12 protein-coding genes are annotated in these 14,788 nt (G+C 71.9%); 8 read left to right on the forward strand and 4 right to left on the reverse strand.

Features of this window, described 5'->3' with window-relative positions:
• Nucleotides 1-69: 69 nt before the first annotated feature.
• From ACYF6T_RS06640 to ACYF6T_RS06650, 3 genes are read right to left on the reverse strand one after another with little or no spacing between them, the layout of a single operon-like run.
• Entirely contained in the window at nucleotides 70-1,521 is a 1,452-nt protein-coding gene (locus ACYF6T_RS06640; RefSeq protein ID WP_461694162.1) for an NAD(P)H-hydrate dehydratase, read from the reverse strand.
• 16 nt (nucleotides 1,522-1,537) lie between these two features.
• Nucleotides 1,538-1,909, reverse strand: a complete 372-nt coding sequence (locus ACYF6T_RS06645; RefSeq protein ID WP_461694164.1) for a holo-ACP synthase — start codon at nucleotides 1,907-1,909, stop codon at nucleotides 1,538-1,540.
• 41 nt (nucleotides 1,910-1,950) lie between these two features.
• A complete protein-coding gene (locus tag ACYF6T_RS06650) occupies nucleotides 1,951-2,376 on the reverse strand; it encodes an ATP-binding protein (RefSeq protein ID WP_461694166.1) in 426 nt (141 codons plus the stop codon).
• Between the two features lie 144 nt (nucleotides 2,377-2,520).
• Here ACYF6T_RS06650 and ACYF6T_RS06655 point away from each other — a divergent pair, with 144 nt between their 5' ends.
• From ACYF6T_RS06655 to ACYF6T_RS06670, 4 genes are all read left to right on the forward strand, one after another.
• Nucleotides 2,521-3,375, forward strand: a complete 855-nt coding sequence (locus ACYF6T_RS06655) for a helix-turn-helix domain-containing protein (RefSeq protein WP_461694167.1) — start codon at nucleotides 2,521-2,523, stop codon at nucleotides 3,373-3,375.
• 8 nt (nucleotides 3,376-3,383) lie between these two features.
• The gene (locus ACYF6T_RS06660) at nucleotides 3,384-3,575 is read left to right on the forward strand and encodes a DUF397 domain-containing protein (protein WP_461694168.1); all 192 of its coding nucleotides are present in this window, start codon (nucleotides 3,384-3,386) and stop codon (nucleotides 3,573-3,575) included.
• Between the two features lie 128 nt (nucleotides 3,576-3,703).
• Nucleotides 3,704-4,693, forward strand: coding sequence for a tetratricopeptide repeat protein (locus ACYF6T_RS06665; RefSeq protein WP_461694169.1), 990 nt, complete (start codon nucleotides 3,704-3,706; stop codon nucleotides 4,691-4,693).
• Nucleotides 4,690-6,456, forward strand: coding sequence for a M16 family metallopeptidase (locus ACYF6T_RS06670; RefSeq protein ID WP_461694170.1), 1,767 nt, complete (start codon nucleotides 4,690-4,692; stop codon nucleotides 6,454-6,456). The genes ACYF6T_RS06665 and ACYF6T_RS06670 overlap by 4 nt, the downstream gene beginning before the upstream one ends.
• 20 nt (nucleotides 6,457-6,476) lie before the next feature.
• Here ACYF6T_RS06670 and glmS read toward each other — a convergent pair whose 3' ends face one another.
• Nucleotides 6,477-8,324 carry a glutamine--fructose-6-phosphate transaminase (isomerizing) gene (glmS, locus tag ACYF6T_RS06675; RefSeq protein WP_461694171.1) on the reverse strand — a complete coding sequence of 616 codons (1,848 nt, stop codon included), beginning with the start codon at nucleotides 8,322-8,324 and terminating at the stop codon, nucleotides 6,477-6,479.
• 208 nt (nucleotides 8,325-8,532) lie between these two features.
• On the opposite strand from glmS, the gene coaA reads away from it, so the two are divergent.
• From coaA to ACYF6T_RS06695, 4 genes are all read left to right on the forward strand, one after another.
• Nucleotides 8,533-9,501, forward strand: a complete 969-nt coding sequence (coaA, locus tag ACYF6T_RS06680; RefSeq protein WP_461694172.1) for a type I pantothenate kinase — start codon at nucleotides 8,533-8,535, stop codon at nucleotides 9,499-9,501.
• 16 nt (nucleotides 9,502-9,517) lie between these two features.
• Nucleotides 9,518-10,444: a DUF389 domain-containing protein gene (locus tag ACYF6T_RS06685; RefSeq protein WP_461694173.1), complete on the forward strand. Its 927-nt coding sequence runs from the start codon at nucleotides 9,518-9,520 to the stop codon at nucleotides 10,442-10,444.
• A gap of 408 nt (nucleotides 10,445-10,852) precedes the next feature.
• Nucleotides 10,853-12,409 carry an FG-GAP and VCBS repeat-containing protein gene (locus ACYF6T_RS06690; RefSeq protein ID WP_461694174.1) on the forward strand — a complete coding sequence of 519 codons (1,557 nt, stop codon included), beginning with the start codon at nucleotides 10,853-10,855 and terminating at the stop codon, nucleotides 12,407-12,409.
• A gap of 32 nt (nucleotides 12,410-12,441) precedes the next feature.
• Nucleotides 12,442-14,788 (forward strand): DNRLRE domain-containing protein (locus ACYF6T_RS06695; RefSeq protein WP_461694176.1); only part of this gene is annotated, 2,347 nt, incomplete at its 3' end.

The following is a 14,788-nucleotide window of genomic DNA, read 5'->3' on the forward strand; positions in this document are numbered from 1 at the left end:
ATGGGGGGAGCCGCGCGGGCAGGTCACTCGTACGTAGCCGCGGGCGGGCGGTGCCGTCCGTGGGGGACGTCAGTCGTGGGCGGCCGTGCCCCCGATGCCCCGCCAGACCCTGGGGAGGGTGTCGGCGATGTCGTGGGCGCCGATCGGGGCGCCGTTGGCCGCGATACGGCCGGCGAGACCGTGCAGGTAGGCGCCGACGCTGCCGGCGTCCAGGGCGCTGAGGCCCGCCGCGAGGAGGGAGCCGGTCAGGCCCGACAGGACGTCGCCGCTGCCGGCGGTGGCCAGCCAGGGCGTGCCGGTCGGGTTCACCCGTACGGCGCCGCCCGCCGCGTCGGCGACGAGCGTGGTCGAGCCCTTGAGCAGCACGGTCGCCCCGTACCGCCCGGCCAGCTCCCGCACGGCGGCCAGCCGCGCCCCCTCGACCTCCTCGCGCGCGACGCCGAGCAGCGCGGCGGCCTCGCCGGCGTGCGGGGTCATCAGGGTGGGCGCGGTACGGGCCCGTACGGCGTCCCGCTCCGCCAGCCGCAGCCCGTCCGCGTCGATCAGCACCGGTACGTCGGCCTCCAGCACCTCGGCGACGGTCGCCGCGTCGTCCCCGGCGCCCGGTCCGACGACCCACGCCTGCACGCGGCCGGCCTTCGCGGGCCCCTGGTCGGAGACGAGCGTCTCGGGGAAGCGGGCGATGACGGCGTCCCCGGCGGGCCCGACATACCGCACGGCCCCCGCCCCGCCCCTCAGCGCCCCCGACACGGCGAGCACGGCGGCCCCGGGATAGCGGGCGGACCCGGCGGCGATCCCGACCACGCCCCGCCGGTACTTGTCGCTCTCGGCGTCCGGGGCGGGCAGCAGCGCGGCCACGTCGGCGTGCTGCAACGCCTCCAGCGCGGGCTCGGCGGGCAGGACGGCCCCGAGCCCGATGTCGACGAGCCGCACGGAACCGGCGTACTCCCGCGCCGGGTCGATGAGCAGCCCCGGCTTGTGCGTGCCGAAGGTGACGGTGAGGTCGGCCCGCACGGCGGCGCCCCGCACCTCGCCGGTGTCGGCGTCGACGCCGCTCGGCAGGTCCACGGCGACGACGGCGGCCCGGGCCCGCGCGGCGGCCCCGGCGAGCGGCACCGCCTCGGCCCGCAGGCCGCCCTTGCCGCCGATCCCGACGATGCCGTCGAGCACGAGGTCGGCGCGCGCGATCAACTCCTCGCCCCCGTCTGGCCGTACGACCCGTCCGCCGGCCCGGCGCAACGCGGCGAGCCCGCCGGCGTGGGCCCGCTCGGGGGCGAGCAGCACGGCGTGGACGCCCGCGCCCCGCCGCGCCAACCGGGCGCCGGCGTACAGGGCGTCACCGCCGTTGTCCCCGCTCCCGACGAGCACGACGACCCTGCTGCCGTACACCCGCCCCAGCAGCTCGGCACACGCGGCGGCGAGCCCCGCCGCGGCCCGCTGCATCAACGCGCCCTCCGGCAGCCGCGCCATGAGGTCCCGCTCGGCTGCCCTGACCGTCTCCACGCTGTACGCAGTACGCATGCGACCGAGTCTGCCCTCAGCCCTCGGCGATCACCACCGCCGACGCCACTCCCGCGTCGTGGCTGAGCGAGACGTGCCAGGACCGCACGCCCAACTCCGCGGCCCGTGCGGCCACCGATCCCTTCACCCGTACCCGGGGCTGCCCGCTGTCCTCGACGTACACCTCGGCGTCGGTCCACAGCAGCCCGGCGGGCGCGCCGAGCGCCTTGGCGAGGGCCTCCTTGGCGGCGAACCGCGCGGCGAGCGAGGCGATCCCCCTGCGCTCACCGCTGGGCAGATGCAACTCGTCGTGCAGGAACAGCCGTTGCGCCATCCCGGGCGTCCGCTCAAGGGATGCGGCGAAACGCTCGATCTCGGCGACGTCGATACCGACGCCAATGATGCTCATACGGGCACTTTACGATCCGCCGGACACCTCCGGCCCGCTGGTCACGCCGCGGCCAGCTCGCACCACACGTACTTGCCCCGGTTGCCGTGCCGGGACAGCGGCTGCCAGCCCCACAGGTCGGAGCAGGCCCGCACCAGCGCCAGCCCCCGCCCCGCCTCCGCGAGCAGTTCCCACGTCCCCGGTGGCTGTGGAGGTTCCGGATTCGCGTCCCACGCCCCGATCCGCAGCACACCCGCCGACCAGCGCACGCGGAGGGCCGCGGGTCCCTTCGTGTGGCGTACGGCGTTGGAGACGAGCTCGGCCGCGAGCAGTTCGGCGACGTCGACGAGGCGGATCAGGCCGTGCAGGGTGAGGATCAGACGGAGCGTGCGGCGGCAGACGGTGACGGCTCGGGGGTCGTTGGGGATGGAGAGCGAGTACTCCCAGGATTCGGGCTCGGACTCGGGCTCGGGTCGGTTGTCGGGCATGGGGTGACTCCCTTGCGTGCGCTTGCACTTCGTGTCCGTTGCGTCACCGACGGTAGACCTTAGATTTAAGGGCAAGCAAGCCGATCGCGTAATCTGCCCCCGAACGGGTCGCGCTCGCAGGCGCGTTGAGGCGAGGAGCGGTGCATGGCGGGGTTGAGACGCGAACCGACAGCGCGCCAGCTGCGCCTGGGCATGGAATTGCGCAGGCTGCGCGAGGCGGCGGGCCTCACGGGTCGCGAGGCGGCAGCACTGCTCGGCGTGAGCTCCGTCCAGATCAGCCAGATCGAGGCGGGCGCCTCGGGGGTGAGCGAGACCCGTCTGCGCCGTCTCGCCGCCAACTACTCCTGCTCCGACGCCGAACTGATCGATGCCCTGGCGGCCATGGCGACCGACCGCACCCGTGGTTGGTGGGAGGAGTACCGAGGAGCCCTTCCCACACCGTTCCTCGACCTCGCGGAGCTGGAGCACCACGCCACAGCCCTGCGGGAAGCCCAGTTCCTGTACATCCCCGGCCCGCTCCAGACGGAGGACTACGCCCGCGCCGTCTACGCCTACCGCGTCCCCGAACTGCCGTCCGAGGAGCTGGAGTTGCGGGTCCAGCACCGAATGCGGCGCAAAGTGTTCCTCGAAGGCCCCGCCCCCAAGCCGTACGAAGCGGTCATCCACGAGGCGGCGCTGCGCATCATGGTCGGCGACCGCTCCGCGTCACGAGTCCAGCTCTCCCGCATCCTTCAGCTCTCTGAAGCGGACCACATCACCCTGCGCGTCATCCCTTTCGAGCTGGAGGGTTTCGCAGGCGCCACGAGCGCCATGACGTACGCGGAAGGCCCCGTGCCCAGGCTGGACACCGTCGTCCGGGACGGACCCCACGGCGCGGCCTTCATCGACTCCGAAGCCCAGCTCGCCGCCTTTCGAACGCTCTTCCGTAAAGTGGAGGCCGTGTCGCTCACCCCCGAGCGCTCGCGCGACTTCATCCACAAGCTGGCGAAAGAGCTGTGAGGCGACCCATGAACACCCCCGGGAACTGGCGGAAGTCGTCCTACTCGGGCCCCGGCGACGGCGACTCCTGCGTCGAGATCGCCGACTCCCCCACCCGCATATCCATCCGCGACTCCAAAACCCCGGCCCGCGCCACCCTCACCTTCCCGCCGGAGGCCTTCGCCGCGTTCGTGCGCGCACTGAAGCGCGACGCCCGCTGAGGGGACGCCCTCACCCCCGTAACTCAGTCTCCCTCCGTCACATCTCCCTGCTAACCTGCGGGAACTCTCGCGCGCCTGGGGGGCCAGTCTGCGCGCACGCGTGTCTACTACGCCATGGGGGCTGACGTATGGGCAAAAGCACCGACAAGGGCGGCGGCAGACCCGTCGGTTCGTCCGGACCGGTGAGCGATCCGTTCGACGCGCTGCCCGGGCTCGCCCCGCTGCGCACCGCCGCGTGGGACGGCGACTGGGCGGCCACGCAGGCTTTCTTCGCGGGGATCGGCTCCGCCGACGACGTCTCCTTCGCCGCGGGCGCGCTTGCCAACGTCGACCGGACGGAGACGTACCTGGAGGCGGCCGTCAAGGCCCTGCCCGACGACCCGTTGCCGCACACCCTGCTCGCCGAGCGGTACGTCCGCGTCGGCTGGGGCATCCGCAGCGGCGCCCGGGCCCAGTACGTCAGCCGGGACCAGTTCGAGCAGTTCCACTCCTGGCTGCGCAAGGCCGAACAGCTCCTCATCGAGGTGTGCGCGCGGCAGCCGGAGTACGCCCCCGCGTGGACCGCCCGGCTGCTGACCGCCCGCGGTCTGGAGCTCGGGCAGTCCGAGGCCCGGCGGCGCTACGAACGGCTGGCGGAACACCATCCGCACCACCTCCGCGCCCAGTCCCTGCTGGTGCAGCAGCTGTGCCCCAAGTGGGGCGGCACCTGGGAGGCCGCGCACGGCTTCGCCGGGGAGTGCGCGGCCAAGGCGCCGGACGGCTCGTGTGCCGGAGCCCTGGTCGCCGAGGCGCACATCGAGCACTGGCTGGAGCTGGACGGCGCCGCGGCCACCGAGTACATGCGGGACGTCGCGGTCCGCGACGAGCTGCGCCGCGCCGCCCAGTCCTCCGTGCTGCACCCCGCGCACCGCCCGGGCTGGCAGTCGACCGGCGCGCACAGCGCCTTCGCCCTGGCCTTCTCCCTCGGCGGCCAACTCCAGGACGCGGCACCGCACTTCGCCGCCCTCGGCGACACGGCCTCGGAGTCCTTCTGGCAGTACCTGCCGCAGTGGAGGAGCCGGTTCGCGCACCACCGTACGGCCGCGCTGGCGACGCTCCGAGGGGGAGACGACACATGACGACGCAGGACACGACGGCCACCGTCCCCGACCCGGCGGCCACCGGCCCCGCCCTGCTCGACGGCCTCGTAGGGCACACCACCGTCCAGGGCGTCCCCACCCTGTTCGCCCCGCGCCCCGGACCCGTCACCGCCGGTCTCCTCTTCCGCGTGGGCCGCGCCGACGAGACCCTGCCCACGGCCGGCGTCACCCACCTCGTCGAGCATCTCGCCCTGCACCGCCTGGGCCTGTCCGACCTGCACTACAACGGCGCCACCGCGAACACGTACACCCTCTTCCACGTCACCGGCGACGAGGACGAGGTCGTCACCTACCTCAACAGCGTCTGCGCCGCCCTGCGCGACCTGCCGATGGACCGGCTGGAGACGGAGAAGGAGATCCTGCGCACCGAGGCCGGCAGCCGGTCGAACGGGCCGCTGGCCCAACTGCCGCTGTGGCGCTACGGCGCCCAGGGCTACGGCCTGTCCAGCTACGACGAGCTCGGCACCTGGAGCCTGACCGCCGAACAGGTCCGGCACTGGGCCGAGACCCGCTTCACCCGTGACAACGCGATGCTGTGGATCACCGCCGACCGCGTGCCGGACGGCCTGGACCCGGCCCTGCCCGCCGGGCGCCGCGTCCCCGCCCCGGCCCCGACCAGCGCCCTGCCTGTCACGCCCGCCTACCTCCGCGGCGCCGACGGCCACCTCGCCTTCACCGCCGTGCTGCGCCGCTCCACCGCGGCCGCCGTCTTCGCCGACGTCCTCGGCCGCGCCCTCTTCCAGGACCTGCGCCAGAAGGGCGGCTACTCGTACTCCGCGGAGGCCGACTACACCCCGCGCGACGCCGACTTCGCCACCCTCACCGCCTACGCCGACGCGCTGCCGCAGAAACAGGACGCGGTGGTCGGCGCCTTCGTCGACACCTTCGCCCGGCTGCGCGCGGGCCGCATCGAGCAGGCCGAACTGGACTCCGTACGCGGCAAGTTGCTCAAGCTCTACGACACCCCCGACCTCGGCGCGACGATGCTGCCGTCGTACGCGCTCAGCCTGCTGCTCGGCCACCGCATCCTCACGCCCGAGCAGCACCGGGCCGAGCTGGCGGCCGTCACCGTGGCCGACCTGGGCGAGGTCGCCCGCGAGGCGTGGGCCGACGGGCTGCTCCAGGTGCCGACGCGGGGCGCCGACTGGGCGGGCCTGGCCGCCGCCCCGCAGTACTCCGCGTCCGGGGTCTCCGGCTCGCTGCACCCGTCGCTGGAGGACGACGACGTCACGCTCGTCATCGGCGACAAGGGCGTGACCCTGTCGCTGCCGGGCGGCCTGGTCACCGTGCGCTACGACGCCTGCGCCGCGATGACCGCCCGCCCCGACGGCGCCCGCCACCTGACCGGCCTCGACGGCTTCCGGGTGGCGGTGGAGCCGACCCTCTTCCGGGACGTCACGGCCGAGCGGATCGCGGTGCTGGACGCGGCCGTCCCCGCCGACGTGGTCGTCCCGCTGCCGGCCCGGCCCGAGGACGAGACACCCCGGCCGCGCGAGCGGAAGGCTCCCGCGGCGCGGGGCCGGGAGAAGAAGAGGCGCCGGCCCACCGGGCGCGTGTCGACCCGGTTCGTCGTCGCCGTCGTCCTCGCCGTGCTGTGGCCCGTGCTGCTCGTCGCCCTCCTCGTGCACGCGTTCGACGAGTCGTCCGGCTTCCCCGGGATCGGCGGCTTCCTGCTGGAGTACTGGCTGATCCGCACCGCCCGCCGCCTCTACAAGGGAGGCCGGGAGGACGGCGACGGCTGAGCCCGGGGCGGGGGCGCCGGCTACTCCACCGTCACCGACTTCGCCAGGTTCCGCGGCTGGTCCACCTCGTTGCCCCGGGCCGTCGCCAGCTCGCACGCGAACACCTGCAACGGCACCGTCGCCACCAGCGGCTGGAGCAGCGTCGGCGTGGCCGGGATGCGGATCAGGTGGTCGGCGTACGGCACCACCGTCTCGTCGCCCTCCTCCGCGATGACGATCGTCCGTGCGCCCCTGGCCCGGATCTCCTGGATGTTGGAGACGATCTTGTCGTGGAGGACCGAGCGCCCGCGCGGCGAGGGCACCACGACCACCACCGGCAGGTCGTCCTCGATCAGCGCGATCGGCCCGTGCTTCAGCTCGCCCGCCGCGAAGCCCTCGGCGTGCATGTAGGCGAGCTCCTTCAGCTTCAGCGCGCCCTCCAGGGCGACGGGGTAGCCGACGTGCCGCCCCAGGAACAGCACCGTGTTCTTGTGGGCGAGCGTGCGCGCCAGCGCCCGTACCGGCTCCATCGTCTCCAGGACCCGCTCGACCTCGACGGAGATCCGCGACAGGTCCCGGATGACGGCGGAGATCTCGTCGCCCCACTTGGTGCCCCGCACCTGGCCCAGGTACAGCGCCACCAGGTAGCAGGCGACCAGCTGGGTCAGGAACGCCTTCGTGGAGGCGACGGCGACCTCCGGTCCGGCGTGCGTGTACAGCACCGCGTCCGACTCCCGGGGGATCGTCGAGCCGTTGGTGTTGCAGATCGCCAGGACCTTGGAGCCCTGCTCGCGGGCGTGCCGCAGCGCCATCAGGGTGTCCATGGTCTCGCCGGACTGGGAGATGGCGATCACCAGGGACCGGCCGTCCAGGATCGGGTCCCGGTAGCGGAACTCGCTGGCCAGCTCCACCTCGCACGGGATGCGCGTCCAGTGCTCGATGGCGTACTTGGCGATCAGGCCGGCGTGGAAGGCCGTACCGCAGGCGACGATGACGACCTTGTCGACCTCCCGCAGCTCACCGGCGGAGATCCGCACCTCGTCCAGCGTCAGCGAACCGGAGGCGTCGATGCGCCCCAGCAACGTATCGGCGACCGCCTTGGGCTGCTCGGCGATCTCCTTGAGCATGAAGTAGTCATAGCCCCCCTTCTCGGCCGCGGACGCGTCCCAGTCGACGTGATACGACCGCACGTCCGCCGGCGTGCCGTCGAAGCCCGTCACCGTGACCGCGTCGCGGCGCAGCTCCACCACCTGGTCCTGGCCCAGCTCGATCGCGGAGCGCGTGTGGGCGATGAACGCGGCGACGTCGGAGGCCAGGAACGCCTCACCCTCTCCAACGCCCACCACCAGCGGGGAGTTCCGCCGCGCCCCCACGACCACGTCCGGCTCGTCGGCGTGCACCGCGACCAGCGTGAACGCCCCTTCCAGCCGCCGGCACACCAGCCGCATCGCCTCCGCGAGGTCGGCGGTCGCGGAGAACTCCTCGGCCAGCAGGTGCGCGACCACCTCGGTGTCCGTCTCGGAGGCGAGCTCGTGTCCCCGCTCCTCCAGCTCGCCCCGCAGCACGGCGAAGTTCTCGATGATCCCGTTGTGGACGACCGAGACCCGCCCCGCGTTGTCGAGGTGGGGGTGGGCGTTGGCGTCGGTCGGGCCGCCGTGCGTGGCCCACCGGGTGTGCCCGATGCCGGTGGACCCGGTCGGCAGCGGCCGGTCCACCAGCTCCTTCTCCAGGTTCACCAGCTTCCCGGCCTTCTTGGCCGCCGCCAGCCCGCCGTCCGCGAGCACGGCGACGCCCGCCGAGTCGTAACCCCGGTACTCCAGCCGCTTCAGCCCGGCCATCACGACATCCAGAGCCGACTGCGACCCCACGTATCCCACGATTCCGCACATGCGCGGCAGCCTACGGCCCGACGAGCGCCGAAAAGAGCCGCCGCGTGCCCGAAATCGGAAATTCCCACGGTCATACGAACCCCGTATCCGCGCCGCGCACCCCCGGACACGGGCCGTGCGCCCCCTTCGCCCCCGGGCGTGACGGACCCCACCCGCCATCCCGTTCAAACTCCGTTAACAATGGACTGTGATCTCTCCGGTCTCCTCGATGCCCCGGAGCGCCCACCGGCAGCGGCCGGAGGCGACTCCCTACGTCGACCTCACCCGCACGGAGTGGAGCGCGCTGCGCGACAAGACGCCGCTCCCCCTCACCGCCGAGGAGGTCGAGAAGCTGCGCGGCCTCGGCGACGTCATCGACCTCGACGAGGTGCGCGACATCTACCTGCCGCTCTCCCGGCTCCTCAACCTCTACGTCGGCGCCACCGACGGTCTGCGCGGCGCGCTCAACACGTTCCTCGGCGAGCAGGGCTCCCAGTCGGGCACCCCGTTCGTCATAGGGGTCGCCGGCTCGGTCGCCGTAGGCAAGTCGACCGTCGCCCGCCTCCTCCAGGCCCTCCTGTCCCGCTGGCCCGAGCACCCGCGCGTCGAGCTGGTCACCACGGACGGCTTCCTGCTGCCGACCAGGGAGCTGGAGGCGCGCGGCCTGATGTCGCGCAAGGGTTTCCCCGAGTCGTACGACCGCCGGGCGCTGACCCGTTTCGTCGCCGACATCAAGGCGGGCAAGGACGAGGTCACCGCGCCCGTCTACTCCCACCTCATCTACGACATCGTCCCGGACCAGCGGCTCACCGTCCGCCGCCCCGACATCCTCATCGTCGAGGGCCTCAACGTCCTGCAGCCCGCCCTGCCCGGCAAGGACGGCCGCACCCGCGTCGGTCTCGCCGACTACTTCGACTTCAGCGTGTACGTCGACGCCGCCGCCGACGACATCGAGCGCTGGTACCTCAACCGCTTCCGGAAACTGCGCCAGACCGCCTTCCAGAACCCCAACTCGTACTTCCGGAAGTACACGCAGGTCACCGAGGAGGAGGCCCTCGACTACGCCCGCATGCTGTGGCGCACCATCAACAAGCCGAACCTGGTGGAGAACATCGCCCCCACGCGCGGCCGGGCCACCCTGGTCGTCCGCAAGGGGCCGGATCACAAGGTCCAGCGGCTGCGCCTGCGCAAGCTGTGACCGTTAGTCTGCGCGCATGCTGCACCTGCGCCTGATCACACCGTCCGCCACCACGGACGACGTGGTCCGCCTCATCGAGAAGACGGTCGGTACCACCCACCTCGTCGTCGTCCCCGGCGCCGCCCGCAACCCGGCGGGGGACGTCGTGATGTGCGACGTGGCACGCGAGGCGGGTGACGAACTGCTCTCCGGGCTCCAGCAGTTGGGCCTGGACCGCACCGGTTCCATCGCCGTCGAGAACATCGACCTGAGCCTGTCCAAGCGCGCCGACAAGGCCGAGGCGGAGGCACCCGGCGAGGGTGCGGGCGCGGTGCTGTGGGAGCACCTGACGGACGCGACGCACGAGGAGTCGACGCTCTCCTTCACCTACGTCGCCTTCATCACCCTCGCGACGATGATCGCGGCCTGCGGTGTGGTGCTGGACAACGCGATCCTGATCGTGGGCGCGATGGCGGTCGGGCCGGAGTTCGGGCCGCTGGCGGGCATCTGCACGGCGATCGTGCAGCGCGCCCCGCGGCTGGCGCTGCGCTCCCTCACCGCGCTGCTGGTCGGTTTCGCGGCGGCGATGGCGCTGACGGCGGGCTTCAGCCTCTTCATGGACGCCGTCGGGCTGTTCACCAAGGCCCAGTTGGAGGCGGACCGCCCCAACACCGGGTTCATCTACGCCCCGGACTGGTTCTCGTTCGTGGTGGCCGTCCTGGCCGGAGCCGCCGGCACGCTGTCCCTGACCTCAGCCAAGTCCGGCGCGCTGGTGGGCGTGGCCATCTCGGTCACGACGGTCCCGGCCGCCGCGAACGCGGCCGTGGCCCTCGTCTACAGCGACACCACCCAGGCGGGCCGCTCCACGGAACAACTCCTCCTGAACCTGCTGGGCATCATCCTCGCCGGCACCCTCACCCTGCTGACCCAGAAGTGGCTCTGGCGCAGAGCTCAGTCGTCCTGAGGCGCATCGAAGGGGCCGAGGGCGAGAATAGCCGGAGCCGGAATAGGGGAACTGAGAGCCGGACCCGAAGCATTCCGTGAGTATTCCCGGTGGCCGCTATAAGGCCGCTCTCGTAGCGCTCTCACCAAGAAAAGGTAAAAGTGCAATAGCCGCGTTCCCGCTGGTGAGAGCTATGGCGTCTATGAACGTACCACGACCTTCCCATGCCAGTCATGTGAAGATCGAGTGAAGACGCGGTCCTTTTGCCCGAGTTAGACATCTAGGGTCACGGTCTGCGTGATTGCCGCGTGCACCCGGATTTCCTAAGTGTCTTGACGGCCTTTATTTAGCTCGTATTTAGTCTCCTCTTACGTCATTCATAGGGTGGCCTTACTCCGGCCTGCCCGAAAAGACTTCAAGGGGTGGAGTGTGCGTACGCGTACACATCTGGCGGGGAAACTGGCCGCGTTGGCCGGTCTGCTCCTCGCCGCGACGGGGGGCGTGACGCTGTCGTCGCCGCAGGCGGTCGCCGCCACCTGCACGGCGGGCACGGCGAGCGACTTCAACGGCGACGGTGTGCAGGACACGGTGATCGCGGACCCGGGCGCCACGGTGAACGGGGCCAAGAAGGCCGGGCTGGTGCGGGTGGTGCTCGGCGGCGGGAAGGGCGTCTCCGAGATCTCCCAGGCCACCACCGGCATGAACGCGACCCCCGAGGCCGGCGACGGCTTCGGCGTCTCCTACGCCGCCTACGACGCCGACGGCGACGGCTGCAGCGACCTCGTGGTCGGCGCGCCGTACGAGGACGTCGTCAAGGACGGCACCAACCTCGTCGACGCCGGGGCGATCTACGTCATCCACGGCACGCCCACCGGCATCGGCACGGGCTCGGCCATCGAGAGCTACAGCCAGGCCGGGTTCGACTCCGGCACCACGACCGAGGCCTACGACTGGTTCGGCTACGCCCTGAAGGCGGGCACGACCGCGAGCGGATCGCCGTACCTGGTCATCGGCGTGCCCGGCGAGGGCGTCACCTACGGCGGCACGACGTACGCCGACGCCGGCTGCATCGAGTACGTGCAGGGCAGCACCAAGGTCTCCCTGAGCGAATACTCCGACGGCGTGCCCGGCGACCCCGAGGTGAACGACCGCTTCGGCTACTCGCTCACCGGCACCAACCGCTACTTCGCCGTGGGCAGTCCCGGCGAGGGCATCGGCGACCAGGAGTTCGCCGGCGGCGTGGCGGTCTTCAGCCACACCCTGTCGGGCGGCATGCCCACCCCGCTGGTGGGGCTGGACCAGGACAGCACCGGCATCGGCGGCACCGCGGAGGCCGGCGACCGCTTCGGCTTCTCCGTCTCCATGACCGGCTACCGGCCCAGCGACCAGACGTACAACTCCGATGTGCTGCTCGCCGTCGGCATCCCCGGCGAGGACATCGGGACCACCCCCGACGCGGGCGGCGTCGCGGTCGTCCGCATCCAGCCGTCCGGCGCGTACACGCAGGTCACGGCGTTCGACAACAGCGTCACGGACGTCGAGGGCGACGCCGTCGCCGGTGACGCCATGGGCCAGCGCGTGGTGATCGCCAACACCGACACCAGCGTCGTGACGACCACCGCGAACATCCGCCTCGCCGTCGGCGAGCCCGGCAAGGACACCGCCACCGTCAAGGACGCCGGCGCCGTGCACGTCTTCCGTCCGCTCGACGCCTCCGTCGGCACCAACGACAAGGTGCTCACCCGGGGTTCGGGCCTGCCCGGCACCGCGACCGCCCGCGACTACACCGGCATGGCGCTGGTCGCCGGCAGCGTCAACCTCTACGTCGGCGTGCCCTACAGCAAGGAGTCGGCCACCTCCAAGGGCGTCCTGTACGTCCTGCCGTGGACGGACGTCGACGGCACCACCAGCACCGGTACCACCACGTACCAGCCCGGCGCGAACGGCCTGCCCGACGCGGGCTCGACGTTCGGGGTGATCGGATGACCGGCGGGCCGAGGAGAACGAGAAACAGCGCCATGCAGAAGCGTAGGAGATCCTCCCGTCGCCCCCTCGCCGCGGTCGTCGCCGCCGCGGCGCTCCTGACGACCGGCCTCAGCGTCGTCCCCGCACCGGCCGCCGAGCGGACGACGGCGGACAAGGCCGCCTCCTCCGGCAGCGGCACCTCGCTGTCCCCCAACGACGCCCGGACCAGGGCGAAGAAGACCGGCAAGCCCGTCGAGATCCAGAGCCTGCGCGACGAGCGCAGCACCACCGTCGCCAACCCCGACGGCACCTTCACCACGAAGCAGTACGTCCAGCCCGTGCGCACCCGCGTCGACGGCAAGTGGACGAACATCGACACCACCCTCGTGAGGCAGAAGAACGGCACCCTCGCGCCGAAGGCCGCGCTGACGCCGATGTCGTTCTCCGGCGGCGGTGACACGACCTTCGCCACCATCGACAAGGACGGCCACGCGCTCTCCCTCGACTGGCCGGGCAAGCTGCCCAAGCCGAGGATCGACGGCTCCACCGCCACGTACGCGAACGTCCTGGACGGCGTCGACCTCAAGGTCACCGCCAGCGCCGAGGGCTTCTCGCACGTGCTGGTCGTCAAGAACGCCGAGGCGGCGGCCGACCCGGAGCTGGCCAGGCTGCGGCTGCCCGTCGACACCGACTCCGTCAAGCTCACCGAGAACCCCGACGGCGGCCTCACCGCGACCGACCCGGCCGCCGGCGGCGCCGTCTTCGAGGCGCCCCGGCCGCTGATGTGGGACTCGGCGCACGCCGCCGACGCCGCGGCGGACACCGAGACCGTGACCCCTCCCGACGGTGCCCAGGTCGCCGACGTCGGCCTCGACGTCTCCGCCAAGACGGTGACCCTGACGCCCGACCAGGGACTGCTCGCGGACAAGGACACCGTCTACCCCGTCTACATCGACCCCGTGGTCAAGACCGCCAGCCGCACCGGCTGGACCATGGTCTCCTCGCACTGGGCGTCCAACTCCTACTGGAAGTTCGACGACGACGAGGGCGTGGGCCTGTGCCCCTCCGACGTGTCGGTGCGCTGCGCCAGCGCCAGTGACGTCAAGCGGCAGTTCTTCGCGCTGCCCACGGGGGCGTTCGAGGGCAAGGACATCGTCGACGCCGAGTTCGCCGTCACGCTGGTCTTCACCTACAGCTCGTCCGCCCGCGAGGTGCAGCTGGCCCGGGTGAACAGCACCGGCGCGAGCGCCATCAACTCCTCCACGACCTGGTCCAACCAGCCCTCCTCGAAGGCCACCGTGGACACCAAGTCGCCGACGGCCAACGCCGGTTCGTGCACGTCGACCAACCAGAACGTCCGCTTCGACGCGACGAGCACCGTGCAGAGCGCGGCCGACAAGGGCTGGGGCACCACCACCTTCCGGCTGAAGGCGGGCAGCGAGTCGGACACCTCGTACTGGAAGCGGTTCTGCGGCAACGCCTACCTGTCGGTGAAGTACAACCGGCCGCCCCTGGAGCCCGACCAGGACGACCTCCAGATGAAGCCGGGCGGCACCTGCGAGTACGGCAGCGCCACCGAGCACTACGTCACCGAGGCCCCGCGCGTCACCGCCGTGATCCGCGACTACGACCACGGCGACACCGGCTCCAACACCGAGACGCTGCAGGCCCAGTTCAAGGTCTGGTGGACCGACTCCAGCGGCAACACGGTCACCCACTACGCGATGACGCCCAAGAAGACCACGGTGGACTCCAGTTGGAGCGACCAGACGGGCGTGGCCACGTTCTACTACGTCGTCGGCTCCGACGTCTCCGGTGACGGCGAGGCGGGCTTCAGCATCCCGCCGAACACCACCGTCGCCTGGGCCGTGCGCGGCTACGACCAGCAGTCGTACGGCGCCTGGTCCACCGACGGCGACCAGACCCGCTGCGAGTTCATCTACGACACCAGCAAGCCCAAGTCGGCCACCATCACCTCCACCCGGTACCCGGACGACGAGGCCTGGCACACGGGCGTCGGCGACTACGGCGACTTCACCATGGACTCGCCGTCGGCCGACGTGACGAAGTACACGTACTACTTCACCGGCCCGCAGGCCGACAACGGCAAGAAGACGGTGCCCGCCGAGTCCACCGGCGGCCCGGCGACCATCCGCTGGATGCCGCCGAGCGAGGGCACCTACGCGCTGCACGTGACCGCGGTCGACGGGGCCGGCAACGCGCAGAAGACGCCGACCGTGCACATCTTCCTGGTCAGCGACGGCCGCGCCCCGGTCGCCGCCTGGACCCTCGGTGACGCCAAGGGCGCCACCAAGGCGGCCGGCGCCAGCGGCACGCCCGACGCGAGCGCCGGCTCCGGGGTGACCTTCGGTGCCGAGGGACCGCTGGGCGCCACCGACA

Source organism: Streptomyces sp. 7R007 (assembly GCF_054850255.1).

What these genes read in the sequence shown, in the direction of transcription:
- ACYF6T_RS06685 (WP_461694173.1), top strand. Translation starts at nt 9,518, where the DNA reads ATGCTGCACCTGCGCCTGATCACACCGTCCGCCACCACGGACGACGTG.
- ACYF6T_RS06645 (WP_461694164.1), bottom strand. Translation starts at nt 1,909, where the DNA reads ATGAGCATCATTGGCGTCGGTATCGACGTCGCCGAGATCGAGCGTTTC.
- coaA (WP_461694172.1), top strand. Translation starts at nt 8,533, where the DNA reads ATGCCCCGGAGCGCCCACCGGCAGCGGCCGGAGGCGACTCCCTACGTC.
- ACYF6T_RS06640 (WP_461694162.1), bottom strand. Translation starts at nt 1,521, where the DNA reads ATGCGTACTGCGTACAGCGTGGAGACGGTCAGGGCAGCCGAGCGGGAC.
- ACYF6T_RS06670 (WP_461694170.1), top strand. Translation starts at nt 4,690, where the DNA reads ATGACGACGCAGGACACGACGGCCACCGTCCCCGACCCGGCGGCCACC.
- ACYF6T_RS06660 (WP_461694168.1), top strand. Translation starts at nt 3,384, where the DNA reads ATGAACACCCCCGGGAACTGGCGGAAGTCGTCCTACTCGGGCCCCGGC.
- glmS (WP_461694171.1), bottom strand. Translation starts at nt 8,324, where the DNA reads ATGTGCGGAATCGTGGGATACGTGGGGTCGCAGTCGGCTCTGGATGTC.
- ACYF6T_RS06665 (WP_461694169.1), top strand. Translation starts at nt 3,704, where the DNA reads ATGGGCAAAAGCACCGACAAGGGCGGCGGCAGACCCGTCGGTTCGTCC.
- ACYF6T_RS06655 (WP_461694167.1), top strand. Translation starts at nt 2,521, where the DNA reads ATGGCGGGGTTGAGACGCGAACCGACAGCGCGCCAGCTGCGCCTGGGC.
- ACYF6T_RS06650 (WP_461694166.1), bottom strand. Translation starts at nt 2,376, where the DNA reads ATGCCCGACAACCGACCCGAGCCCGAGTCCGAGCCCGAATCCTGGGAG.